This is a genomic window from Nocardioides sp. (assembly GCF_035697785.1).
Taxonomy (GTDB): domain Bacteria; phylum Actinomycetota; class Actinomycetes; order Propionibacteriales; family Nocardioidaceae; genus Nocardioides_B.
On sequence record NZ_DASSCL010000043.1, the window covers coordinates 36,531 to 61,109 of the forward strand.

The 24,579-nt window shown below is 73.3% G+C and carries 17 protein-coding genes; 6 read left to right on the forward strand and 11 right to left on the reverse strand.

The features are described from left to right. Positions 1 to 156: 156 nt before the first annotated feature. Both VFH10_RS04565 and VFH10_RS04570 read right to left on the reverse strand, forming a co-directional pair. Positions 157 to 1,737 carry a hypothetical protein gene (locus VFH10_RS04565; RefSeq protein WP_325126400.1) on the reverse strand — a complete coding sequence of 527 codons (1,581 nt, stop codon included), beginning with the start codon at positions 1,735 to 1,737 and terminating at the stop codon, positions 157 to 159. Further along, on the reverse strand, positions 1,734 to 2,639 hold the full coding sequence (locus VFH10_RS04570) for an ABC transporter ATP-binding protein (protein ID WP_325126402.1): 906 nt from the start codon (positions 2,637 to 2,639) through the stop codon (positions 1,734 to 1,736). Before VFH10_RS04570 ends, VFH10_RS04565 begins: the two co-directional genes overlap by 4 nt. Positions 2,640 to 2,699: 60 nt before the next feature. Here VFH10_RS04570 and VFH10_RS04575 point away from each other — a divergent pair, with 60 nt between their 5' ends. Continuing rightward, the gene (locus VFH10_RS04575) at positions 2,700 to 3,188 is read left to right on the forward strand and encodes a MarR family transcriptional regulator (protein WP_325126404.1); all 489 of its coding nucleotides are present in this window, start codon (positions 2,700 to 2,702) and stop codon (positions 3,186 to 3,188) included. A 7-nt stretch (positions 3,189 to 3,195) separates the two neighbouring features. Here VFH10_RS04575 and VFH10_RS04580 read toward each other — a convergent pair whose 3' ends face one another. Next, positions 3,196 to 4,686: an NCS2 family permease gene (locus VFH10_RS04580; RefSeq protein ID WP_414689834.1), complete on the reverse strand. Its 1,491-nt coding sequence runs from the start codon at positions 4,684 to 4,686 to the stop codon at positions 3,196 to 3,198. Positions 4,687 to 4,886: 200 nt separating this feature from the next. Between VFH10_RS04580 and VFH10_RS04585 the strand changes: the two genes are divergently transcribed. Next, complete coding sequence (locus VFH10_RS04585) at positions 4,887 to 5,201, forward strand: DUF2530 domain-containing protein (protein ID WP_325126406.1); 315 nt, start codon at positions 4,887 to 4,889, stop codon at positions 5,199 to 5,201. Between the two features lie 62 nt (positions 5,202 to 5,263). Here the strand turns inward: VFH10_RS04585 and VFH10_RS04590 are convergent, their stop codons facing one another. Beyond that, positions 5,264 to 6,034, reverse strand: coding sequence for a DUF3027 domain-containing protein (locus VFH10_RS04590; protein ID WP_325126408.1), 771 nt, complete (start codon positions 6,032 to 6,034; stop codon positions 5,264 to 5,266). 82 nt (positions 6,035 to 6,116) lie between these two features. On the opposite strand from VFH10_RS04590, the gene VFH10_RS04595 reads away from it, so the two are divergent. Continuing rightward, positions 6,117 to 7,610: an MFS transporter gene (locus VFH10_RS04595; RefSeq protein WP_325126410.1), complete on the forward strand. Its 1,494-nt coding sequence runs from the start codon at positions 6,117 to 6,119 to the stop codon at positions 7,608 to 7,610. Between the two features lie 179 nt (positions 7,611 to 7,789). On the opposite strand, the gene VFH10_RS04600 is transcribed toward VFH10_RS04595, so the two are convergent. Both VFH10_RS04600 and larE read right to left on the reverse strand, forming a co-directional pair. After that, positions 7,790 to 8,173 carry a cold-shock protein gene (locus tag VFH10_RS04600; RefSeq protein ID WP_325126412.1) on the reverse strand — a complete coding sequence of 128 codons (384 nt, stop codon included), beginning with the start codon at positions 8,171 to 8,173 and terminating at the stop codon, positions 7,790 to 7,792. Positions 8,174 to 8,296: 123 nt separating this feature from the next. After that, complete coding sequence (gene larE / locus VFH10_RS04605) at positions 8,297 to 9,754, reverse strand: ATP-dependent sacrificial sulfur transferase LarE (protein WP_325126414.1); 1,458 nt, start codon at positions 9,752 to 9,754, stop codon at positions 8,297 to 8,299. A 211-nt stretch (positions 9,755 to 9,965) separates the two neighbouring features. Between larE and VFH10_RS04610 the strand changes: the two genes are divergently transcribed. After that, entirely contained in the window at positions 9,966 to 12,761 is a 2,796-nt protein-coding gene (locus VFH10_RS04610) for a S8 family serine peptidase (protein ID WP_325126416.1), read from the forward strand. Between the two features lie 14 nt (positions 12,762 to 12,775). On the opposite strand, the gene VFH10_RS04615 is transcribed toward VFH10_RS04610, so the two are convergent. From VFH10_RS04615 to VFH10_RS04625, 3 genes are all read right to left on the reverse strand, one after another. Further along, positions 12,776 to 14,404: an AMP-binding protein gene (locus VFH10_RS04615; RefSeq protein ID WP_325126418.1), complete on the reverse strand. Its 1,629-nt coding sequence runs from the start codon at positions 14,402 to 14,404 to the stop codon at positions 12,776 to 12,778. Between the two features lie 40 nt (positions 14,405 to 14,444). Continuing rightward, positions 14,445 to 15,059 carry a histone deacetylase gene (locus tag VFH10_RS04620; protein ID WP_325126420.1) on the reverse strand — a complete coding sequence of 205 codons (615 nt, stop codon included), beginning with the start codon at positions 15,057 to 15,059 and terminating at the stop codon, positions 14,445 to 14,447. A 62-nt stretch (positions 15,060 to 15,121) separates the two neighbouring features. Continuing rightward, complete coding sequence (locus VFH10_RS04625; protein ID WP_325126422.1) at positions 15,122 to 17,857, reverse strand: helix-turn-helix transcriptional regulator; 2,736 nt, start codon at positions 17,855 to 17,857, stop codon at positions 15,122 to 15,124. Positions 17,858 to 17,952: 95 nt separating this feature from the next. Here VFH10_RS04625 and VFH10_RS04630 point away from each other — a divergent pair, with 95 nt between their 5' ends. Further along, the gene (locus VFH10_RS04630; protein WP_325126423.1) at positions 17,953 to 18,132 is read left to right on the forward strand and encodes a hypothetical protein; all 180 of its coding nucleotides are present in this window, start codon (positions 17,953 to 17,955) and stop codon (positions 18,130 to 18,132) included. A 75-nt stretch (positions 18,133 to 18,207) separates the two neighbouring features. Here VFH10_RS04630 and VFH10_RS04635 read toward each other — a convergent pair whose 3' ends face one another. Beyond that, positions 18,208 to 19,572, reverse strand: coding sequence for an MFS transporter (locus VFH10_RS04635; protein ID WP_325126425.1), 1,365 nt, complete (start codon positions 19,570 to 19,572; stop codon positions 18,208 to 18,210). A gap of 270 nt (positions 19,573 to 19,842) precedes the next feature. Here VFH10_RS04635 and VFH10_RS04640 point away from each other — a divergent pair, with 270 nt between their 5' ends. Next, the gene (locus VFH10_RS04640; RefSeq protein WP_325126427.1) at positions 19,843 to 22,254 is read left to right on the forward strand and encodes a helicase C-terminal domain-containing protein; all 2,412 of its coding nucleotides are present in this window, start codon (positions 19,843 to 19,845) and stop codon (positions 22,252 to 22,254) included. On the opposite strand, the gene VFH10_RS04645 is transcribed toward VFH10_RS04640, so the two are convergent. After that, positions 22,241 to 24,556 (reverse strand): putative bifunctional diguanylate cyclase/phosphodiesterase, encoded by a 2,316-nt coding sequence (locus tag VFH10_RS04645; RefSeq protein ID WP_325126429.1) that lies wholly within the window; start codon positions 24,554 to 24,556, stop codon positions 22,241 to 22,243. The two genes, VFH10_RS04640 and VFH10_RS04645, sit on opposite strands and share 14 nt — an antisense overlap. Positions 24,557 to 24,579 lie beyond the last annotated feature (23 nt).

Sequence of the window (24,579 nt, forward strand, 5' to 3'; positions counted from 1 at the left end):
GAGATGCGGTTCGTGGCTGTCGAGCAGCGTCCCGCGAGTCCTCGAAGCGCGGTCCGAAGGGCCGACATCCCCATACGCGCGCTTCGAGACCCCCGGGGCGCGTCTCGACATCCCGGGAGGCGCGTCTCAACACCTCACAACGCGCGTCTCAACAAGTCAGGCGATGTCGCGTCTCCGGAAGCCCAGGGCACCCACGACGACCAGCACGACCGCCACCAGGGTGAGTACGACGAGGGGGGCGACCGTGACCTCCTCCACGGGTACCTGCGGCAGGTGCTGGAACGGCGACAGCCCACTGAGCCACGACGGCAGCGACAGCAGCCCGCCCAGCCACCCGACGACGAAGGCGAACCCCACCACGGCCCAGGCAACGGCCGTCGCGCGCGGGAGCCAGCCCATCAGCAGCACGGCCAGCCCGACCAGGACGAGGACCGCCGGCAGCTGCACCCACGACTGCGCGACCAGCGGCAGCACCGCGCCGAAGTCACCGCGCACCAGCGCGTCGGCCAGCCCGACCCCGAGGCCGCCGACCGTCACCAGCAGCGCGGCGCCGCCCACCGTCACGACGAGCGGGGTGAGCAGCATCCGGTCCCGGCTCACGTCGGTGGCGAGGAGCGGCTCGAGCCGGCCGGCCGACTCCTCCCCGTGCAGACGCAGCGCGGACGCCACCGCGAACCCGGCCGCCCCGAGCCCCATGAACAGCAGCGCCACCGCGAAGAAGGCGTCGGTGATGCTGCCGCCGGTCTCCGCGAAGTACTCCTGCAGCGTCGGGTTGTCCCGGACCATGTCCTGGAGGTCATTGCTCACCGAGCCGAACACGACGCCGAGCAGCACCAGCCCGACCCCCCAGCCCACCACCGTGCCACGTTGCAACCGCCAGGCGAGCCCCAGCGGAGAGGACAGCAGCCGACCGGCGCGGCCCGGGCCCGGCCGGTCGGCCCAGACCCCGGAGCCGACGTCGCGTCGCGTGGTCAGCCACCCCGCCAGGCCGAACAGGCCGACGGCGAAGACGAGCGAGATCAGCAGCGGCCACCAGCGGTCGCCCGCGAGCAGGTGCACGCCCTGCGACCAGCCCACCGGGGAGAGCCAGGAGAGGAAGCTGCCCTGCACGTCCCCGATCGCACGGAGCGCGAAGGACGCGCCGAGCACCGCCAGCGCCGCCCCGGTTGCGGACCGTCCGTGCGACATCAGCTGCGCGGTGACGGTCGCCACCGCGGCGAACACGATGCCCAGCACGGTCACGGACACGCCGTACAGGACCGCAGCCCCGGTCGGGAACGGCGTCACCAGCACGGACCCGGTGACCCCGAGCCCGACGACCAGCGACGCGCCGACCGCGACGGACACCGCCGCGGCGGTGCCGGCGTGCCGACCGACCACCGCCGAGGCGAGCAGCTCGGTGCGGCCGACCTCCTCCTCGCTCCGCGTGTGCCGGACGACGGTGAACAGCGCCATCAGCGCGACACCGAGCAGCACCGTCAGGCTGGTCTCGTAGACGACGATGCCGCCGATCGTGTCCAGCGCCACGGGCGGCCCAGCCATCGCGATCGAGGCCGGGCTCGAGCCGATGTTGCGGGCGTACGACGCGATCTCCGCGGGAGTGTCGTACGTCGACGCGACCGCCGACGCCGACGCCGCGGTGACGCCGACCAGCGCGAGCACCCACACCGACAGCCGGATCCGGTCGCGACGCAGGGCCAGCCGCACCAGCGCCGGCGTACCCGTGAACGCCTTCATCGCGCCGGCTCCTCCTCCATCACGTCGCCGAACTGGCGCAGGAACAGCTCCTCCAGCGTGGGCGGGTGGCTGACCAGCGAGCGGATCCGCAACGGCGCCAGGTGGTCCATGGCCTCGTCGAGGTGGTCGGTGTCTACGTCGAACCGGACCTTGCCGTCGACCCGCTCCACGTGCAGCACCCCGGGGACGTTGGCGAGGCCGTCGGCCGGCCACTCCGTCGCCACCTCCACGGTGGTCCGGGTGAGACCGCGCAGGTCGGCCAGCGTGCCGGTCTGCACGACGCGCCCCGACCGGATGATGCTCACCCGGTCGCAGAGCGCCTCGGCCTCGGCGAGGATGTGGCTCGACAGCAGGATCGTGCGGCCCTCCTCGCGGATCTCCCGCACACACTCCTGGAACGTCGCCTCCATCAACGGGTCGAGCCCCGAGGTCGGCTCGTCGAGGAGCAGCAGCTCGACGTCGCTGGCCAGCGCGGCGACGAGCGCGACCTTCTGCCGGTTGCCCTTGGAGTAGGACCGGGCCTTCTTGGTCGGGTCGAGGTCGAAACGCTCCAGCAGCGAGGCGCGCCGCTTCTCGTCGATGCCGCCACGCAGCCGGGAGAGCAGGTCGATCGCCTCACCACCGGTCAGGTTGGGCCACAGGTTCACGTCACCGGGCACGTACGCCAGCCGGCGGTGCAGGGTGGCTGCGTCGTGCCACGGGTCGCCGTCGAGCAGCTGGAGGGAGCCCGAGTCCGCGCGCATCAGCCCGAGCAGGATGCGGATGGTCGTGGACTTGCCGGCCCCGTTCGGCCCGAGGAACCCGTGCACCTCCCCCGTCGCCACCTCCAGGTCGAGCCCATCGAGGGCCCGCGTGCTGCCGAAGGTCTTGACCACGTCTCGGGTGGAGATCGCTGTGCTCATTCCTCCATGGTGCCACTAAATTCACGACTTTGTGAACCTTCTGAAGGTTATGATGCCGCCATGACCGACGTCGCGCGACCGACCCAGGACCACGAGCGGCTGCTCGCCGCCGTCGAGCAGGTGGCGACGCTGCTCGCCGAGGGCGGTATCCCCCGCATGGCCGCCCGCGTGTTCGCCTACGCGCTGGCCGAGGACTCCGACCGCTACACCGCAGCGGACTTCGCCGAGGGTCTGCGGATCAGCCCGGCCGCCGTGTCCGGCGCCGTTCGCTACCTCACCGCGACCCGGCTGCTGTTCAAGGAGCGGGCACCTGGCTCACGCGCCGACCTCTACCGGGTGTACGACGAGGACGTCTGGTCCACGATCATGCTCGCCCGGCTGCCGATGCTCGAGGTCTGGGAGCGGGCGGTGCACGACGCCGCGGACGCCGTCGGCCCGGAGACCCGCGGCGGCCGTCGGCTGCGTGAGACCGAGGAGTTCTTCCGGTTCTCGCGCATGGAAACCGCGTCGATGGTCGAGCGGTGGCGCGAGCACCGCCGCACGCTCTGAGCGCCGGCTACCCGATCAGCTGCCGGACCGGGTCGATCGCGAAGTAGACGACGAACAGCGCGGACACGACCCACATCAGCGGGTGCACCGAGGCGGCCTTGCCGCGCACGCACTTGATCAGCACGTAGGCGACGAAGCCGGCGCCGATGCCGACCGAGATCGAGTACGTGAACGGCATCAGCGCGATCGTCAGGAACGCCGGGATCGCGATCTCCAGGTCGTCCCAGTCGATGTTCTTGACCTGCTGCATCATCAGGAACCCGACCAGCACCAGCGCGGGGACCGCGGCCTCGTTGGGGATCACCTCGACCAGCGGCGCGAAGATCGTGGCGAGCAGGAACAGCAGGCCGGTGACGACGCTGGCCAGGCCCGTGCGCGCACCCTCGGCGACGCCCGTAGCGGACTCGATGTACGACGTGTTGCTGGAGACGCCCGCGGCACCACCCGCGGCCGCGGCCAGCGAGTCGACCACCAGGATCCGCTTGGTGTTCGGCGGGGCACCCTGCTCGTCGAGCAGGCCGGCCTCCGCACCGATCGCGGTCATGGTGCCCATCGTGTCGAAGAAGTCCGCCAGCAGCAGCGTGAAGATGAACAGCACCGCGGTCACGAACCCGACCCGCTCGAACGACCCGAGCAGGGAGAACTCGCCGAGCGTCGGGAACGACGGGATGTCCACGATCGCGTCGGGCAGCGCCGGCACGTTGAGGTTCCAGCCCTTGGGGTTGAACGCGCCGTCCGCGCCGACCATCGGGCCGATCTTGGCGATCGACTCGACGACGATCGCCAGCACGGTCGTGACGGCGATGGAGATCAGGATCGCGCCCTTCACGTTCCTCACGAACAGCGTCACCATCAGCACCAGCCCGAACACGAACACGAGCACGGGCCAGCCGACCAGGGCCCCACCGCTGCCGAGCTCGACCGGCACCGGTCCGGCGCCGGTACGGCGCACGAAGCCGGCGTCGACCAGCCCGATCAACGCGATGAACAGGCCGATGCCCACGCTGATCGCAATCTTGAGCTGGGCCGGCACCGCGTGGAACACCGCCGTGCGGAAACCGGTCAGCACCAGCACCAGGATGATCAGGCCCTCGAGCACCACCAGGCCCATCGCGTCCGCCCAGGTCATCCCGGACGCGATCGAGAACGCCACGAACGCGTTGAGCCCCAGGCCGGTGGCGAGGGCGAGCGGGTAGTTGGCGACCACGCCCATCGCGATGGTGAGCACGCCCGCCACCAGCGCGGTGGCCGCCGCGATTCCCGCGAAGTCGCCGCCGGCGAGCAGCTGCCCGTCGGCGTCCTGCGCGCCGAGCAGGATGATCGGGTTGAGCACGATGATGTAGGCCATCGTGAAGAACGTGACGACACCGCCGCGGAGCTCGCGGCCCACGGTCGATCCCCGCTGGGAGATCTTGAAGAAGGAGTCGACGCGGCCTCGGGCTCCGCGGTTGACCTCCGAGCTCTTGGGGCTCTGGGGGCTCTTCGCTGACGTGTCCACGCTGGGGACTCCTCGCACGTGCGCAGGGGGATGGGTGTAGCGCGGGCGGGGCGGTCCGAGCCGGTCGCCCCCGCGCCGGTGCGTATTTTGCCAGATGCGACCGGTTCGTCCTCATTGTCGTACGCCGCCTCGCCCACCGTGTCGCGTCGGCGGGCGTCCCGCGTGCGCCGGCCCGCCCGGCGCCGGGTTAGATTCGTCGGGTGGACCAGCCCGAGGAGCCGACCGAACTCAAGACTCACGAGATCGGCAAGCGCACCTACATCGTCGCGGACGTCGACCCGCTCGACGTCGACGGCGTCCGCACGGTCGCGGTGGGCGCCGCGATGTGGTTGGTCGGCTTCGTCCTGCTGCTCCCCTTCGCGGGCCGTCTGGCCGACACCGACAGGCTCTGGTGGCTGTGGACGTGCCTGGCCGGTTTCGGCCTCGGGGTCATCGGCTGGGACTACTGCCGGCGGCGCCGCAACCGGCGGCAGAATCGTCCGCCGGGGCAGGTCCCGCTGGACCCGACGAACTGACGACCACGGAAGCCCCTGGCTCCGCCTGCTCCTCGGGGAGTGCGTGCCGGATGACCCGAGTCTCAGAACTGGTCGAGCTCGTCCCAGGTGAGCGTGTCGAGCACCGGCTCGGGCAGCGGTTGCGGACGACTCTTCTTGCCGAGCCGGGCCTCGCTGTGCGCGCCGCAGCCGTGGTCGAAGGAGACGACGCGACCGTCGTCGTTGGCGTAGGCGTTGGCGCAGACCCCGAACACCTGCGACAGCGGGCCCGCCATCCTCACCAGGAAGCCGCAGGTGCTGCACGAGCCCGGTGCCGACTGGGCGATCGGTGCGTCGGGACCATGCGATCCGTCGTACCAGCGCTGCGCGGCCAGGTCGCGGCCCTCGAGGGAGAGCACGCGGGTGCGGCCGAACCCCAGCTCGTCGGCGACCTCGCGGACGGAGTCCTGGTCGACGACCTCGTCACCGGTGGTGTAGCCCGGCACCAGCCGGGGGTCGTCGTCCTCGGTCGGGAGCAGGTCCCCGGGGCCGAGGTCGCCCGGCTTGATCCGGTCGCGCCACGGCACCCACTCCGGAGCGACGATCGCCTCGTCGCCCGGCAGCAGGACGACCTCGTCGACGGTGACGGCCTTGGCGCGCGGAGCCCGCGCGACGGTGACGGCCCAGCGCCAGCCCTTGTACCCGGGCCGGACGCAGGCGAAGAAGTGGGTGACGACCCGCTCGTCCTCGCCGACGTGGCCGAGGTGCTCGCCGATATCGACGACGTCAACGGACTCGAGGAGCGCGGTGCGGGCGGCGTCGACCGCGCGGGCACCGACGGCGTCCGCCTTCTTGGTCGCTGTTGCCGTGGTCACGACGGGTGATTCTTCCCTAACCGTCCGCGCGTTGTCGCCCCGGGGCGAAGAACTGGTCACCGCCGTTGGGCAAGATGGGTGCATGTCGCCGGACGACCGCCTCCCGCCCGCGGGGGAGGAGTCCGCCGCCGGGTCCGGCAGCACCCGCACCACCGCCTCCGGCGACGCCCCAGGCGACGGCTCGACCCCCGAGTCGCCCCAGGGCCCGAGCCGGGCCGAACGGGTCCGGGCCGCGGGTCGCGGGGTGGGCCGCGGAGTGGGCCGCGCCGCTGCCGCCTCCGGTCGTGGCGTACGCCGGGCGGGCACGGCCACCGGCTCGGCCGCCGGCTTCACGCTCCGGCAGGCCCGCCGTGCGACCCATGCCGAAGGGGCAGGGCAGAGCGGGCTGTCGCGTCTCATCGAGCTGCACGCGTTCAACGCGGCGGGAGACGCGGCGGTGGCGATCTCGCTGGCCGGCACGCTCTTCTTCCAGGTGCCGACCGAGCAGGCCCGCGGGCAGGTCGCGCTGTTCCTCGGCCTGACCATGTTGCCGTTCGCGATCGTGGCGCCGCTGATCGGACCGTTCCTCGACCGGTTCAGCCAGGGCCGGCGCTGGGCGATCGGGTCGACCATGGCGCTGCGCGGGTTCCTGTGCTGGGTGCTCGCGGACGCGGTGGCGACCGGCTCGGTGGCGCTCTACCCGGCGGCGCTGGGGTGCCTGGTCGCGTCCAAGGCGTACGGCGTCACGCGGGCGGCCGCCGTACCCCGGTTGCTCCCCGACCAGCTCACCCTGGTCAAGGCGAACTCGCGCATCTCGCTGGCCGGCGTCGCCGGAGCCGCCATCTCCGCACCGCTGGCCGTGCTCGCCTCGACCTTCGGCGCGCAGTGGTCGCTGCGCTACGCGTTCGCGGTGTTCGTCGGTGGCACGATCCTGGCGATCCTGCTGCCCGAGCGGGTTGACCACGCGGCGGGTGACCGCGAGCCCGGCTGGCGACGCCGGCCCCGCCCCGCCGTACCCCGTCCGGTCGTGCTCGGGCTGCGCTGCAATGCCGGCCTCCGGCTGCTGTCGGGGTTCCTGACGATGTTCATGGCGTTCCTGCTCCGCGACGAGCCGTTCCCCGGCTGGGAGACCCGGCCCGAGCTCCTGCTGGGTCTCGTCATCGGCGCGGCGGGCTTCGGCAGCACCCTGGGCATCGCCTTGGGCTCGGTGCTGCGCAACGTGAAGCCCGAGATCACGGTCGTGGTCGCGCTGGTGGCCGACGCCCTCGTCGCCACAGTGGTCGCCTTCTTCTACGGGCTCCCGACCGCGGTGCTGCTCGGTCTCACGGCGGGGCTCGCGCAGTCGTTCGGCAAGCTCTCGCTCGACGCGCTGATCCAGCGCGACGTCCCCGAGGCGACCCGGGCCAGCGCGTTCGCGCGGTCGGAGACGCTGCTCCAGCTGTCCTGGGTGGTCGGCGGCTTCCTCGGCATCGCCCTGCCGCTCATCCCGCAGGTCGGGCTGGGCGTGGCCGCCACCATCCTGGTCGCCTGGGCGGTGTTCGTGGTCAGCGCCGTGCGCAGCGACCGCGGCAACCCCGGCGCCACAGCGGCGAGGTAGCTCCCCGTTGCGGCCGCGCGGGGCCGGGCCGATTACCACGGTCCCGTGGTAATCGGCCGCTTCCCGGGGAGAGTTCACCACGGGAAGCGGGAGATCCCCTGGGGAAGGTTGTGCGTGCCACCAAGCGCGAGGGTGAATTACCACGGTCCCGTGGTAATTGACCCCCCATGGCCCGAAGGTCAGAGCTCCAGCTCGTCGGCCAGCGCGCGCAGCAGCTTGGCGGTCGGCTTGGCCGTCTTGGGGTCCGGGTGCCGCCCGTTGCGGTAGCCCTTCTCGATGTTCTCGAGCAGGCGGTAGAGGTCCTCGACGATGTTGACCATGTCCTCAGGCTTCTTGCGCATCGCCTTCGACACCGACTGGGTCGGCTCGAGCAGGCGCACCTGCAGCGCCTGGTCGCCGCGGCGTCCCTGGACGATCCCGAACTCGACGCGGGTGCCCCCCTTCAGCGTCGTGACGCCGGCGGGCAGTGCGTCGTTGCGGACGTAGACGTCGCCGCCGTCGTCCTTCGACAGGAAGCCGAAGCCCTTCTCGGCGTCGTACCACTTGACCTTGCCAGTCGGCACGAGTCTGACCTCTTCTGATTCGGTCCGCGGGTGCGCCGCGGATGCTGCTGGGTGCGAAGCACCAGCCTACGGCGCGGGGCGTACGCCGTTCACCTCGGTTGTTCCGCGGGCCACCGTTGCGCGCTAGCGGTACCGCTCCGGGTCGGCCAGTCGTTCATTCATCGAGCCGGACCGGAAACCGCGCGGGTCGACCCCTGCCTCGGGGAAGCCGGCCTCGACCAGGGCCGAGACCAGGGCCGAGACCACGGACGGCGACGCGCACGCCCGCTCGACGGCGTCCTGGTCGACCTCGAGGCTCGCCCGGTCGCCCAGGTCGCGCACCCGCAGGTTGCGCACCTCCATGCCGGCACCGGCGAGCACCGCCCGGGCAGCCGCCTCGGCGCGCTCGACCCGAGCCAGCCGGTACGAGCTGACCTCGATGCCGTAGGCGACCCGCGAGGACAGGCAGGCCGCGGCCGGCTTGTCCCACGTCGGCAGCCCCCAGGCCCGCGAGGCCTCGCGCACCTGCGCCTTGGTGAGCCCGGCGTCGAGGAGCGGCGTGACCGCGCCCCGCTCGGCGGCGGCCCGGATGCCCGGCCGGAACCCGGCGACCGCGTCGTCGGCGTTGGTGCCGGTGGCCACGTGGGCGAGGCCGTGCTCGTCGGCGAGCGGCCCGAGCACGTCGAGCAGCTCGGCCTTGCAGAAGTAGCAGCGGTCGCCCGCATTCGCGCGGTAGCCGGCCCGCTCCATCTCGTGGGTCCGCGGCGTCAGCAGCCGCACCCCCAGCGACCCGGCGAAGGCACGGGCCGGGTCGCGTTCGGACTCCGGCAGCGAGTCGCTGTACGCCGTGGCCGCCGCGACGCGCTCGGCGCCCAGGGCGCGCACCGCCGCGGCGAGGAGGAACGCACTGTCCGCGCCGCCGGAGAACGCCACCAGCACCGAGCCACGACGCCGGAGATCGGCGTCCAGGGCGGCCAGCCGGGTGCCGAGGACATGGGCGTCCAGCCAGCCCGGGAACTCGTCCAGCGAGTCCAGCAGCACGTCGGTGCCCGCGGCACGCAGCTCGTCGGCGGTGCTGCCGCCGGTCAGCACCGAGACGCTCAGCGCCCCGGCCGCGCGGGCGCCCTCCACGTCGTGCACGTGGTCGCCGACGTACACCGTGGCGCCCCGCTGCCGCAGGACGTCCGCCTTGCCGACGCCCCAAACCTCGCCGGCCAGGTGGTCGACGTCGAAGCCGAGCGCGTCGACGTGCAGCCGCGCGTTGGGCGTGAACTTGCCGGTGACCAGCACCGTGCTGCCGCCGTGCCGCCGCACCGCCGCCAGCGCCTCGTGGGCGCCGTCCAGCGCAAGGGTCGGCGACACCGCGATGTCGGGGTAGAGCGCGCGGAACCGGTCGACCAGGCCGGTGAGCTGCTCGCGCGGGTAGTACGGCGCCAGCAGGTGGTCGAGCGGCGGCCCGAGGTTCGCGGACAACGCCTCGACGTCCAGCTCCACGCCGGTCTCGCCCGCCAATGCCCGCAGGGTCGCCGCGAACCCCGGCCGGGTGTCGATCAGCGTCATGTCGAGGTCGAACCCGACCACGAGCTGGGCATTGGCAGTCACCCGGCAACTCTAGGCCGCCGCACCAGCTGGGCCGGGTCGGGACCGACCGACCGTTGAATACCCCGCGACGCCCTGCGACCATGGTGGGCCCGTCGCAAGGCGTCGCACCAGGTCAGAGAGGCAGCCAGCCGTGTCCGCCCGTCCGCCCGGCTCACCGTGGGCGAGATCAGTTCTCGCTGCCGTCACGGGGCTGTTGCTTGCGCTCGGCGCGATGGTGGTCCCCACCCCGGCGACGCTGGCGACCGCGGCGGTCGACCCGCTCCGCGCGACCGGCGAGGGTCTCTACGTCGTCACGCTGGCCGGCCAGCCGTCCGCTGCACACCGGGCGACGCGGCCCGCGAGCGGCGAGCGCTTCGACCGCACCCGGCCCGCGGTGGCTCGCCACCAGCAGCGGCTGCTGACCCGTCAGGACGCGGTGCTCGCCGCCGTCGGCGGTCCCGAGGTGCTCTACCGCTACACCACTGCGCTCAACGGCTTCGCGGCCCGGCTCGACCCGGCGCAGGTCAAGCGGCTGCGCGCCCGCGACGACGTGCTGCTCGTCGAGCGCAGCACCGTGCGCCCGACGGCGTCCGACACGACCGACTTCCTCGAGCTCGACCGGCCGGGCGGTGCCTGGCAGCAGGCCGGCGGGCCGCCGAACGCCGGCCGCGGCACGGTCATCGGCCTCGTCGACACCGGCATCTGGCCCGACAACCCGAGCTTCGGCGGACTTCCCCAGCGGGTGCCCGGGACCGCCTCCGGTCTGCCCGGCTTCCACGGGGCGTGCGAAGCCGCGGAGCGGTGGAGCCCGTCGGACTGCAACGCCAAGCTCGTCTCGGCGCGTTGGTTCGTGCGCGGCTTCGGTGAGGAGGCGCTGGCCAGCACCGAGCACCTGTCCCCGCGCGACGCGGTCGGCCATGGCACCCACATGGCCTCCTCGGCGGCCGGCCGGAGAGACGTCGGGGTGGAGATCGAGGGACAGTCGTTCGGCCGCAGCAGCGGGATGGCGCCCGGTGCCCGACTGGCGGTCTACAAGGCCTGCTGGAGCGCACCGGACCCGGCCGACGACGGGTGCAGCACGGCCGACGCCGTCGCCGCGGTCGACACCGCGGTGGCCGACGGGGTCGACGTGCTCGGCTTCGCGGCCGCCGGGTCGGACAACCCGCAGGACTCCCTGTCGCGGGCGTTCCTCGGCGCCGCCGCCGGAGGCGTCTTCGTCGCGGCGGCTGCCGGCAACGGTGGCTCCGAGGCCGGCACGGTCGGCCACGCCGCGCCGTGGGTGACGACGGTGGCCGCGGGCACGTCCCACGTCTACGAGGGCTCCGTGCGGCTTCCCGACGGTTCGTCGTACGACGGGGCGATGACCGCCCGCCGCGGCGTGCCCGAGGCCCGGGTGGTGCTCGCCGCCGACGCCGCGGCTCCGGGGGCCGACCCGGACGCGGCCCGTCGCTGCGAGATCGACTCCCTCGACGCGGCCGCGGTGCAGGACGCCGTGGTGGTGTGCGAGCGCGGCGTGAACGCCCGGGTCGACAAGTCCACGACCGTCGCGGGCGCCGGCGGTGTCGGCATGGTGCTGGCCAACACCGGACCCGACAGCGTCGACGGTGACGTGCACGCCGTGCCGACCGTCCACCTCGACGCCGATGCGGGGGCGGAGGTGGCGACCTACGTCCGCGAGGCCGGCCCCGACGCCCGGCTGGCCCTCGTGCCGGCCGGTGGCCGCGACCTCGGCACGCCCGGTGTCGCCCCGTTCTCGTCCCGCGGCCCGGTGCCCGGCGGCGACCTGCTCAAGCCCGACGTGACCGCTCCCGGCGTGGCCGTGCCGGGCGCCGTCGCTCCCCCGGCGAGCTCCGGCCGGCTGTGGGACCTGCGGTCCGGGACTTCCGTGAGCACCGCCCACGTCGCCGGGCTCGCCGCGCTGGTCCGGGGGGTGCACCCGTCCTGGTCCCCGGCGCAGGTGAAGTCCGCGATGATGGCGACCGCCTACGACACCAGTGACCGCAACCCGTTCAGCCAGGGCGCCGGCCACGTCGACCCGAGCAGGCTGCTCGACCCTGGCCTGGTCCTCGACAGCGGACCCGCGGACTGGCGGGCGTTCCTCCGCGGCGAGGTGCGGCCCCAGGACCTCAACCTGGCTTCGATCGCCGTGGGTGGGCTGGTGGGCCGGACCACGGTGGTACGCCGGGTGACCAACGTGGCGTCGACGACCGAGACCTACACCGCCTCGGTGGCGGGGCTGGCCGGCGTGACCGCCCGGGTCCGCCCGGCCACCGTGACGCTGGAGCCCGGGGAGTCCCGGCGGGTGCGGGTGCGGCTGGTCGCCGGCCCGAACGCGCCGGTCGACGACTTCGACAGCGGCACGCTGACCTGGACCGGCCTGAGCCACCAGGTCCGGCTGCCGCTGGTGGTGCGCACCGTGGACGTGTCGGCGCCGGGCGAGGTCGCCGCCTCCGGCGGCAGCGGATCCCTCGAGGTCGTCGGGCACAGCGGTCGCGGCGCCGCCGTCGCCCCCGTCGCCAGCGGGCTCGTCCCGGCCACCCCGGTCGGCCTGTCCCTGCGGCCCGGCGACCTCGACCCGGCCGCCCCCACCGTGGACGACGACACGTTCGGCACCGACCTCACGGTCCCCGAGGACACCGAGGCCCTGCGGGTGGAGGTCGCGGGCCGCAACGGCGGCGACGACCTCGACCTGTACCTGTTCCGTGGTGCCGAGCTGGTCGAGTCCTCCACCAGCGACTCGCCGGACGCGATGGTCACGGTCGAGGCGCCCGAGGCGGGCGACTACCGGCTGCTCGTGCACGCGGCGCGGGCCGGCAACGGGTCGACCGCGACCGCGCAGCTCACCACCTGGGTGGTCTCCCGGGCCGGCGGCAGCCCGCTGACGGTCACCCCGGGGCAAGCGGCGGGCCGGGCCGGTGACGAGTTCGGCTACACCGTGTCCTGGGAGGACCTCGACCCGACGCAGCGCTGGCTGGGCGTGGTCCGCTACGCCGGCACCGACCGTCGTACGCTCGTCCGCGTCAACTAGGGCCCGTCGGCACCCTAGAGCCCGAGCCGGTGCGCGGCCTCCTCGCGCATCTGCACCTTGCGGATCTTGCCGGTGACGGTCATCGGGAACTCCTCCACGATCATCACGTAGCGCGGGATCTTGTAGTGCGCGAGCTTGCCGGTCGCGAAGGCCCGGACCGCGTCCGCGTCGAGCGGCTCCGTGCCGTTGCGCATCTTGATCCAGGCGCACAGCTCCTCGCCGTACTTCTCGTCGGGGACGCCGATGACCTGCACGTCCTCGATGTCGGGATGCGTGTAGAGGAACTCCTCGATCTCGCGCGGGTAGATGTTCTCGCCGCCGCGGATGACCATGTCCTTGATCCGGCCGACGATGTTGCAGTAGCCGTCCTCGCGCATCACCGCCAGGTCTCCGGTGTGCATCCAGCCGTCGCCGTCGATGGCCTCGGCCGTCTTCTCCGGTTCGTCCCAGTAGCCCAGCATCACCGAGTAGCCGCGGGTGCAGAACTCCCCGGTCTCGCCGCGGTCGACGGTCTCCCCTGTGATCGGATCGACGACCTTGATCTCGACGTGCGGGTGGACGCGGCCGACGGTGGCGGTACGACGGTCGAGGTCGTCGTCGCTCCGGGTCTGGCACGACACCGGGGAGGTCTCGGTCATGCCGTAGCAGATGGACACCTCGGCCATGTGCATGTCGTCGACGCAGCGCTTCATCACCTCGACCGGGCAGATCGAGCCGGCCATCACGCCGGTGCGCAGCGTGGACAGGTCGAACGACGCGAAGTCGGGGTGGTTCTGCATCGCGATGAACATCGTCGGTACGCCGTACACGCCCGTGCACCGCTCGTCCTGCACCGCTCGCAGGGTGATGCCGGGGTCGAAGCCGGGCGCCGGGATCACCATCGTCGCGCCGTGGGTGGTGCAGCCCAGGTTGGCCATCACCATGCCGAAGCAGTGGTAGAAGGGCACCGGGATGCACAGCCGGTCCTCGTGGGTGAAGTTGATCAGCTCGGTGGTGAAGAACCCGTTGTTGAGGATGTTGCGGTGCGACAGGGTCGCGCCCTTGGGGAAGCCGGTCGTGCCCGACGTGTACTGGATGTTGATCGGGTCGGTGTTCGACAGGGCCGACATCCGCTCCGGCAGCGCGTGCTCGGGCAGCGACTCCCCTTCGGCGAGTAGCGCGTCCCAGTCGTCGGTGCAGAAGAACACCGCCCGCTCCAGCGGCAGGTCGCCGGAGGCCTCGCCCGTCGCGACCACCTCGTCGACCATCGCCCGGTAGTCGCTGGTCTTGAACTCCGTCGCCGAGAACAGCAGCCGCAGGCCCGACTGGTTGAGCGCGTAGGCGAGCTCGTGGGTGCGGTAGGCCGGGTTGACGTTCACCAGCACCGCACCGGCCTTCGCCGCGGCGTACTGCACGAGCGTCCACTCGGCGCAGTTCGGGGACCAGATGCCGACCCGGTCGCCCTTCTCGACGCCGGCGGCCATCAGGCCGCGGGCGACCCGGTCGACGTCGCGGTCGAGCTCGGCGTAGGTCCAGCGCCGCCCGGTCGCCACCTCGACCAGCGCCTCGCGGTCGGCGTGCTCGCGGGCGATGCGCGCGAAGTTGTCCCCGATCGTCTCCTCGATCAGCGCGGGTGAGGTCTCACCGGTGGCATAGGACGTCATGGTTCTCGACCCTAGTCAGGGCCGGCGCGTGAGGTAACCCTCAACGGCGTGACGCGGCCGCCTCGGAGCGCGGAACGACCGCGTCGAAGTAGTCGGCGATGTCGGTGTCGTCCCAGCCGCGCGACTCGCGCAGCCCCGCGGCCAGCATCGAGAGGTACGCCGCCGTGGGGGCGTTGTGCTCGACGTGGTCGACGCCGTGCGGCGAGGTGAACGTGAGCAGCGGGACGCCGTCGTGCCGGCCGACCTCGACCAGCGTCTCGTAGCGCCCTGGTCCGACTGTGTGCCGACCGCCGTCGAGCGGGCCGGCCACCACCTCCTCGAGCGGGTCGCCCTCCTGCGGGATGCGGTACATCTCCTGGGCGGCGATGTCGGCGAACTGCGCGGTCGTCACCAGGTAGCCACGCGCGGCGGTCCAGCCCGGCGCGGTGTGGTCGTAGAAGGCGACGCCGCCACCCCACTGGGGCGATTCGCCGGCGAAGTACAGCGTGCCGGGCAGGTCCACCGGCATGTCGCGCGTCGGCAGCGACCGGTCGCGGGCCCCGGGGTTCTCGCGTGACCCGCCCGGGGGGCGCCCGCCGAGGACGTAGCAGGCCAGCCGGTCGGCGGACATGTTCGACCCGTAGCTGACGTACCAGACGTGTGTGCGCATGCTCATCTGTCTTTACCCTGCCAGACCGGCGGTCAGTCCGGGAGCCGGGGACCGTTGGCCGGTGGGCCTCAGGCCGGGGCGGAGTCCGCCGCCCGCGCGTACGCGTGGGCGAGCTGGGTCCGGGACCGGAAGCCGCGCTTGCGGAAGACGCTGCCCAAGTGGCGTTCGACGGTCTTGGGGCTGAGAAACAAGGCCGCGGCGACCTCCCGGTTGGACATGCCCTGGGCGACCAGGAGTGCGACGCGGGTCTCCTGGGAGGTGAGCGGCTCGTCGGCCACCGGACCCCGCCGTCGCGCGGTCGCGCCGGTGGCGGCCAGCTCGTCGGCCGCGCGCCGGGCCCAGAGCGTGAGGTCCATGCTGACGAAGGCCTCGTGGGCGGCCCGCAGGTGCTCCCGGGCGACGACCCGATGGCCCGCTCGTCGGGTCCGCGCGCCGTACAGCAGGCGGGTGCGGGCCGTCTCGAACGGGTCGCCGGCGGCCTCGTGCGCGTCCAGAGCGTTCTCGAGCGCGGAGCGGGCTGCCGAGTCCTCGACGGCGGTGAGGCACAGGCATCGGGCGACGAGGGCCGTGGTCAACGCCGGGGCCGACGAGAGGGTGCTGGCCGCATAGCGCTTCGTCAGCGTGGCGGCGTCGTCGGCCCGACCGAGACCGACGTATGCCTCGACCAGCAGAGGCGCGACCCCGAGCGGCTCCCCGCGCGCGCCGATCCCGCCGTCGGCGTCGATCCTGCCCTCGAGCAGCGCGACGACCTGCGCGAGGTCGTCGCGGCACAGGGCGCAGAAGGCCGCGGTGAGCGCCTGGTGGGCTGCGAAGCGGGTGGTGCCGGCGAGGTCGGTGAGCACCCGTGCACGGGCGAGCGCGGCCGCGGCGTCGTCGTGAAGACCACGAGCGGCTGACTGCCAGGCCAGCATCTCGACAGCGACCGACGCGTCCGCCGCGTAGCCGATCTGCTCGGCGAGCTCGGCCGCCTCGCCGGCGTCCGCGAACGCCCCGGCATGGTCACCGAGCCAGGCACGACCGGCAGCGCGGATCCCGAGGGCCGGAACCAGGAGGCCCAGGGCGCCGCGTCGACGGATGTCGTCGATGCGGGCCGCCCCAGCGGCCATCGCATCCTCGACGTCACCGCTGAAGCCGGCCGCCAACGCCAGCAGGAGCGGGGCACGGGGGTCGTCCTCGAGCTCGCCGGACACGGCCAGCACGCGCACCTCCGTGAGCCAGGCGAGACCCGTCTCGAGGTCCCCGCGCAGCATCGCGGCCACCCCGGAGGTGAAGCGCGCGAGCAGACGCTGCTCGGGATCGGCGAGGTCGGCCACCCCGTCGATGCGGGCCGCTGCCTCCGCGATCCCGTCGAGCTCGTTGAGCCGGAACCGGGCCATCGCCAGCTCGGTCAGCGCGCGCACCAGCTGCACACCCTCCAGGAGGTCGGCGGCGGCGGCCAGGTGCTCGACCGATCGTGGGACCGATCCGGCGTACTGCTCGAGCATGCCCAGCACGAAGAGCGCCCGGCCGCGGACCTCGCGGGGCGCGGACGACTCCGACACCCTGGCGACCAGGTCACGCGTCCGGGTGACGTCGCCGGCGAGAAACGCGTCCTCGGCGGCAGCGGCCAGTCGCTCGGTGGCCCGCTCCGGCGCCTGGGTGAGCAGTGCCGCGCGCTCGAGGGCCGCCGACGCGGCCGCGAACCCCAGCCGCAGCCGGTCCGTGTCGGCCGTCCGGGTCAGCTCGTCGGCGATGCGGTCGTCGGCGCCTACCGTGGCCTCCGCCTGGTGCCGGGCCCGCGTGGGTACGCCGGGAGGGAGCGCGTCGGCGATGGCGCGGTGCGACCGTCGGCGTTGCGCCGGCGTCGCCAGCCGCAGCACGGCCGCGCGCAGGAGCGGGTGCCGGAAGCCGAAGCCACGTCCGTCGGCGACCAGGACGCCGAGCTCGCTCGCCTCGTCCAGGGCGCCGGCGGCATCGCCGCGCTCTCGTTCGAACGCCGATGTCGCGGCCGCCGGGCTCTCGGGTGCGACGGCGAGCAGCAGCAGCAGCCAGCGGGCGTCGGCGGACAGCCCCGAGAGGACGGACTCGTAGTACGTCTGCAACCGGTCGCCCACTGGCAGTGGGTCGGGCAGCGGGACGGCACCGACGCGTTGCCCGGCACTCAGCCGGGACGACGCCTCGAGCAGCGCCAGCGGGTTCCCGTGCGTGGCGGTGACCACCCGGTCCACGACGTCCGCGCTGACGCCCGGTGGTACCAACCGTGACGCCGCCGAGTCGGTCAGACCAGGGATCCGGAGCACCGGGAGGTCCCGCGCCGCACCGGTGGCCGAGACCGTCCGGGCGGCGAACAGGAACGCCACCGGGTCCGGCCCCAGGCGGCGGGCAGCGAAGAGGATCGCGGCGGCCGACTCGTGGTCGAGCCACTGGAGGTCGTCCACGACCACCAGGACGGGCGCGGTGTCGGCCGCGGCCGCGAGGATCGACAGGGTCGCGGCGGCGACGAGGAACCGGTCCACCGGCATGTCGGCCGTGCTCCAGCCCAGCGCCGACCCGAGGGCTGCCGCCTGAGGGTCCCCGATGTCGGGGAGCCGTTCCCGGACCGGGTTCAGCAGCTCGAGCAGTCCGGCGTGGGCCAGCACCGACTCGGACTCCACCCCGGTGGCGGACAGACAGGTGAAGCCGGTGGCCAGCGACCGCGCCGAGTCCAGCAGGGTCGTCTTCCCGATCCCGGCTGCACCTTCGAGCAGCAGTGCCGCCGATCGTCCGGCCCTCGCGTCCGCCAGGAGTGCGCGGATCCGCGTCAGCTCCTCGTCGCGACCCACCACGTCGCGGTCCGGGTTGGGGGATTTCCCCGACGCGAGGGTGTGCGCTCCGGTGCGACGGTCAACCGAAGCCGAGTCGACGTCCACAGGAGGTCCCGATGAGCACACCGACCACGATCTCAGAGAAGATCGGACAGTGGGTCATGTCGCCGGGATGGGCCTACTGCTCGATGTGGCTGTTCCTGCCGCCGCTGCCACCCGGCCCGTCGGACGGCCCGTCCGACGCGACCGACCCGAGGGGCAACGGGACCCGTCGCGGCGGGAACGGGCGGGCGTAGTCCGGCTGACGGTCGCCCGGGACGACCGTGGCCCCGCTCCGGTTCGGAACGGGGCCACGTCAGCGACAGGACCGGCTACTTGTGCGCGCCGCGCACCACGCGGTCGTGGCGCATCGACGTCGCCTTGGTCTCCTTGGCGAACAGCACCGCGATCACGGTGAGCACGGAGGCGATCGTCACGTAGATCGCCACGGCGGTGGTGTTCTTCTCCTCGACCGTGCCGAGCAGCTCGACCGCGATGATCGGGGCGAGCGCACCGGCGAAGATCGACGCGAGCTGGTAGCCCACCGAGGCGCCGGTGTAGCGCACCGAGGTGCCGAACAGCTCGGAGAAGAACGCCGCCTGCGGGGCGTACATCAGCGAGTGGAAGAACAGGCCGACCGTGACGGCGAGCAGGACCTTGCCGGAGCTGAGCGAGTCGATGAGGCCGAAGAACACGAACGACCATGCGGCCACCCCGACCGCACCGACGAGGTACAGCGGCCGGCGTCCGACCCGGTCCGAGAGCGCGCCGAGCGCCGGGATCAGGAAGAACTGGAACGCCGCCGCGATCAGCAGCATCTGGAGGATGATGTCGCTGTCGGCGCCGAGGTACGTGGTGACGTAGGTGATCGAGATGACGGTGAAGATGTAGTAGGAGATGTTCTCCGCCATCCGCATGCCCATCGCGATCAGGACCTCCTTGGGGTAGGTCTTGATCACCTCGAGGATCGGCAGGTGCGAGTCCGCGTTCTTCTTCTCCGCGATCTCGGCCTTGGCCTCCTTGTAGACCGGGGACTCCTCGAGCTGGAGACGGACGTAGAGGCCGATCAGCACCAGCACGGCCGAGAGCAGGAACGGGATGCGCCAGCCCCACGCCTCGAACGTCTCGTCGCTCTGCACGGCGGCGAGCACGAACAGCACACCGGTGGCGAGCAGGTTGCCCAGCGGCACGCCTGCCTGCGGCCACGACGACCAGAAGCCGCGGCGTGCGTCGTCGCCGTGCTCCGCGGCCATCAGGACCGCGCCACCCCACTCGCCGCCGACCGCGAAGCCCTGGAGCAGCCGGCAGACCAGCAGCAGGATGGGTGCCGCGACGCCGATGCTGGCGTACGTCGGGAGCAGGCCGATCGCGAAGGTCGCGACCCCCATCAGCATCAGGGCGACGACGAGCATCTTCTTGCGGCCGACCCGGTCACCGAAGTGGCCGAACACCACGCCGCCGAGCGGACGGGCGACGAAGCCGAGGGCGTAGGTGCCGAACGCCAGCAGAGTCGCGGTCACCGGCTCCGACTCGGGGAAGAACAGGGTGCCGAACACGAGGGCTGCGGCCGAGCCGTAGAGGAAGAAGTCGTACCACTCGACGGCGGTGCCGACGAGGCTGGCGAAGACCACCTTGACGATGGACGTCTCCGATACCTGCGGAGCCGCAGACTGGTGTCCCGTGGCGGATGTGGACATGAGGCGGGTTCCTTTCGCGGGGCGGCCTCCGAGCGGGCGGCTCACCCGAGGGGTTTGCACACGTCCCCGGCTGTCCCGGGTCCGTGACGTGCGTCTCTTCGGTACGTACCCCGGACGCTACGAATCGCAAACACGCATGGATATGTGCGCAGCACCCACAACTCACCCGTCGATGTGTGCGCAACCCCGCCCCGGCCGTTGGGTCGGCGCGGCGCTGAGCGGTTCTCGAGGCGCCCGTCACCGAGGAACCGAGGTTGTAGCGTGGTGCGGATGCCCTCGGACGCCTCCCCGCGCACGCTCGCGGACCAGCTGCGGAGCTGGCCCGACGACGCGCTGGAGCGTCTGCTGCGGGAACGACCCGACCTGACCGCGCCGGCGCCGCAGGACTCCGGGCAGCTCGCCTCGCGGGCCGCCACCCGCGCGTCCTCCCTGCGCGCCGCGGACCAGCTCGACCGGCTGGAGCTCACCGTGCTCGACGCCGTCATCGCCGAGGGCGGCACCTCTTCGGTCGCCCTGGTGCGCTCCCGCGTCCACGCCGAGCGGGCCGACGTCGACCGGGCCCTCGACCGGCTCCGTGCCCTGGCGCTGCTCTGGGGCGAGGACGACCGGCTGCGCTGCCTGAGCGTGCTGCCCGACGCGGTCGGCACCCCCGTCAGCGGCCTCGGGCCGGGCGCCGAGGTGCTGCTCGGCGGCTACGGGCCGAGCCGCGTGGCCGCGCTCGCCGCGGACCTCGGCGCCGCGCCCAGCGGCGACCGTGCCACCGACATCGTCGCCGTGAGCACCCGCCTCGCGGACCCGGCCGTCGTCGGCAAGCTGCTCGCCGAGGTCGACGAGAAGGCGGCGGCGATCCTCGACCACCTCGACCGGGAGGGCCGCGACGGCAGCGTCGAGGCGACCGACCGTTCGGTACGACGAGGCGACCACGCCGGGCCGGTCGACCAGCTGCTCTCCCGGGGGCTGCTCGTGGCCCGCGACCGGCGCCACGTCGCGGTGCCCCGCGAGGTGGCGCTGCACCTGCGCGGCGGCCACACCACGCGTGACCCCGTGGGCACGCCCCCGGTCCTCGCCACCGGCGCGCGCGACGCGGCGCTGGTCGACCGGGCCGCCGCGGGAGCCGCGTTCGAGCTGGTGCGGCACGTGGAGCTGCTGCTGGAGCACTGGGGCACCGAGCCGCCCAACGCGCTGCGGGCCGGCGGCCTCGGCGTACGCGAGCTCAGGGCGGCGGCCGAGCTGCTCCACGTCGACGAACGGGTGGCCGCGCTGCTCGTCGAGCTCGCCGCGGCCGCCGGCCTCGTCGACGTCGGCTCCACGGACGACCAGGACGCCGCCTGGCTGCCCACCGACGCCTTCGACGTCTGGTCGGCGGCGGCACCTGCCGACCGGTGGACCCGGCTGGCGCTGGCCTGGCTGGACACCCCGCGGATGATCGCGCTGGTGGGCAGCCGCCCCGGCGGCAAACCGGTCAACGCGCTGACGCCGGACCTCGAGCGCGGCTGGCTGCCCGAGACCCGCAGGATGGCGCTGGCCGAGCTCGGCGCCCTCCCCGCGGGCGAGGTGCTGGCGGCCGGGACCGGGCTGCCGTCGCTGGTCGACCGGTTGGTCTGGATGCGGCCCCGCCGTCCTGCCGCGCGTCGGGAGGCGGTCGCCTGGGCGATGGAGGAGGCCGCGGTCGTCGGCGTGGTCGCGCTGGGCGGCCTGGCCGGCCACGGCCGGGCGCTGCTCCTCGACGAGGACCCGACCCACCACGCGGCTGCGGCGCTCGAGCCGCTGCTCCCCGAACCGGTCGACCACATGCTGCTGCAGGCCGACCTCACCGCGGTCGCCCCAGGCCCGCTCGAGCAGGAGCTCGCGCACAACCTGGCGATGCTGGCCGACATCGAGTCCCGCGGTGGCGCGACCGTCTACCGGTTCACCGAGCGCTCGGTCCGCCGCGGCTTCGACTCCGGCTGGTCGGCCGCGGAGATCCACGCGTTCCTCGCGGCGTCGTCACGCACCCCCGTGCCGCAGCCGCTGGTGTACCTCGTCGACGACGTGTCCCGGAAGTTCGGCACGGTCCGGGTCGGCTCGGCCGAGTCCTTCCTGCGCAGCGACGACGAGTCCGCGCTCGCCGAGCTCGTGCACCATCCCAAGGCGGCGTCGCTGCGGCTCCGCCGGATCGCCCCGACGGTGCTGGTGAGCGACGTCCCCCTCGACGTACTGCTCCCGCGCCTGCGTGAGCTCGGCTCCGCGCCCGTGGTGGAGGCGCCCGACGGGACCGTCCGCCTGGCTCGCCGCGAGGTGCATCGCGCACGTTCGCCGCGGTCCCGCCCGCGCTCGGAGCCCGCGCAGGGGTTCCCGCACGACCCCCGGTCGGCGGCCCGGTTCGGGGCCCGCGTGGCGGCCACCGTGACGGCGGTCCGTGCCGGGGACCGCGCCGCTCGGCACCGGCCCGATCGGCCGTCGTCGACCGCCGGCAGCTCGGGCGCACGCCCCTCTCCCGCCGAGGTGCTCGGCGCGCTCCGCGAGGCGGCCGATGCCAAGCGGTCGGTGCTGATCGGGTACGTCGACAACCAGGGCGCCACCGTGGACCGCGTCGTGGATCCGGTCCACGTCCACGCCGGACAGCTGACCGCCTACGACCACCGCGCCGACGACGTGCGGCTCTTCGCGGTGCACCGGATCACCGGCGTCACGCCGGTGTGACCTGGGCGTCCCCGCCGCGCGACTGCTGCTCGGGCACGGCGAACCGGTGCCGCCCGTCGTCCGGGTCGGACTTACGCGCGATCAACGCCTCCACGGCCAGGGCCGATCCGGGCGCTCCGACGTACCAGCCCTGGACCAGGTCGCAGCCGACCTCGAGGAGCCGCACCAGGGCACGGCGATCCTCGACGCCCTCGGCGACGATCGTGCGGCCGAGGGCGTGGGCGAGGTCGACGATCGCCCGCACCACCCCGGTCGCCCGGGCGTCCACGGCGGTGTCGCGCGCGAACCGGCCACCGAGCTTGATGGTCCCGAACGGCAGCTCGTGCAGCTGCGTGAGGCTGGTGCCGCCGGTGCCGTAGTCGTCGAGCGCCAGGTGCACGCCCAGCTCGTGCAGCGCGCGCACCACCTCCGTGGGCCGCTCGTCGTCCCGGTCCAGCGCGGTCTCGCTGACGTCGAGGGTGAGCACGTCGGCGGGCAGTCGGTGCGCGAGCAGCGCCTCCGCCACCACGCGCACGATCGACTCGTCACGCAGGTCGGTGGCCGACAGGTTCACGGTCACGCCGAGGGTCGCACCGTCCGCCCGCCACCGGGACAGGTCGTCGAGGGCCACGTCGAGCACCCGCTGCGCCACCGCACCGGTGAGCCGGTAGCGCTCCGCGGCCGGCAGGAAGTCGGCGGGCAGCAGCATCCCGCGCTCCGGGTGGTCCCAGCGGACCAGCGCCTCGACGCCGACCAGGTCGTCCTCGCCGGTCACGATCGCCTGGTACTCCACACACAGCTCGTGCCGGACCAGAGCCCGGTGCAGGTCCTCCGCGAGCGTCAGCTGCTGGGTCTTCTCGTCCCGGGCGGGGGCGTGGAAGCGCACCGCGTCGCCCGAGGTCTTGGCGGCGTACATCGCGGCGTCGGCGGCGAACAGGATCTCGCTGCGGGTGCGGCCGTGCACCGGCGCGACGGCGAGGCCGATGCTCGCGCCGGCGTGCAGCGCCGTCCCGGGCAGCTCGAGCGGCTCGGCCAGCGCCTCCTGCAGGGCCTGGCCCACGATCAGCGCCGCGTTGCGCGAGGTCGCCTCGTGCAGGACGACCGCGAACTCGTCGCCGCCGAGGCGGGCGAGCAGGTGCGGGGTGTCCAGCTCCTCCAGCGCGGCCGCGAAACGACCGACCACGCCCTTGAGCAGAGCGTCGCCGGTCGCGTGGCCGAGGGTGTCGTTGACCTCCTTGAAGTGGTCGAGGTCGATGAGCGCGACGGCGAAGGACGCCGGCGGCTCCGACCCGTCGTGGGCGCCGTCCGGCTCGTGGAGGGCCAGCAGCGCGTCGAGGTGGACGTAGAGGGCACGCCGGTTGGCGATCCCGGTGAGCTCGTCGGTCAGTGCCAGCTCGCGGACCTCGGCCAGCTCGCGGAGCTGCAGGAACGCGCGCAGGAACCGGACGCCGCAGACCACGAGGGCGGCGAGCGCCAGCAGCGAGGGGACGGCCGAGACGTCCCACGCAGGCGCGGCGGCGAGGACGGCGACCGCGGCGGAGGAGGCGAGCGCCGGTACGCCGAGCGAGCGCGCCCCTGGCACGCCGGGAACGGAGACCGCGCCGGGGCCCAGCGCGCCCACAGCCAGCAGGGCGAGAGCCGGGACGACCACCACGGCGGTGTCGAGCGGGTCGACCGTGGCGCCGACCGCCACCTGGTGGGCCTCGAGCAGGTGCGCGAGACTCAGCCCGGCCAGGCCGAGGACCCAGAGGCCGAACCGGCGGCCGTGACGGGCTCCGACCAGTGCGAGGCCGCCGAGCGCGGCGGAGACGAGGACCCCGTCGACGATCGGGTACGCCAGCGGCACCACCGTGCTCCACTGCCGTCCCGCCAGCGACGGCAGCAGCGGCGTCACGGCCAGCGCGGCCAGAGCAGCGCCCGCGAGCGCGCCGGCCACGCCGTCCAGGCACATCGTGAGCCGCAGCCCGCGCACGTGCTGGGCGGTCGCGGCGAGCAGACCTCCGAGCAGGAACGGGTAGCCGACCATCGTCACGATGTCGCCGAGATGGCCCTCGCCTCCAGGAGCGACGTACCGCTCGACGGCGGAGGCCAGGTGGCCGAGCGTGAACAGCGCCATTCCCGCTGACAGCGGCAGCAGCCAGGGACGCACCCCTGCAGCGTCCCTCTGCTCCCGCATCAGCACGACCAGCGGCAGGGCGAGGAGGAGCGGGACGACCACCAGGTCACCGAAGGGACCTGACGCCGACGCCGGGGCGAGCAGCAGCCATCCGTAGCCCACGGACCCGAGGACCAGGGCGAGGACTAGTGCTCGGGTGACCTTCACCGCGCTCCCTCGGAGAACTATTC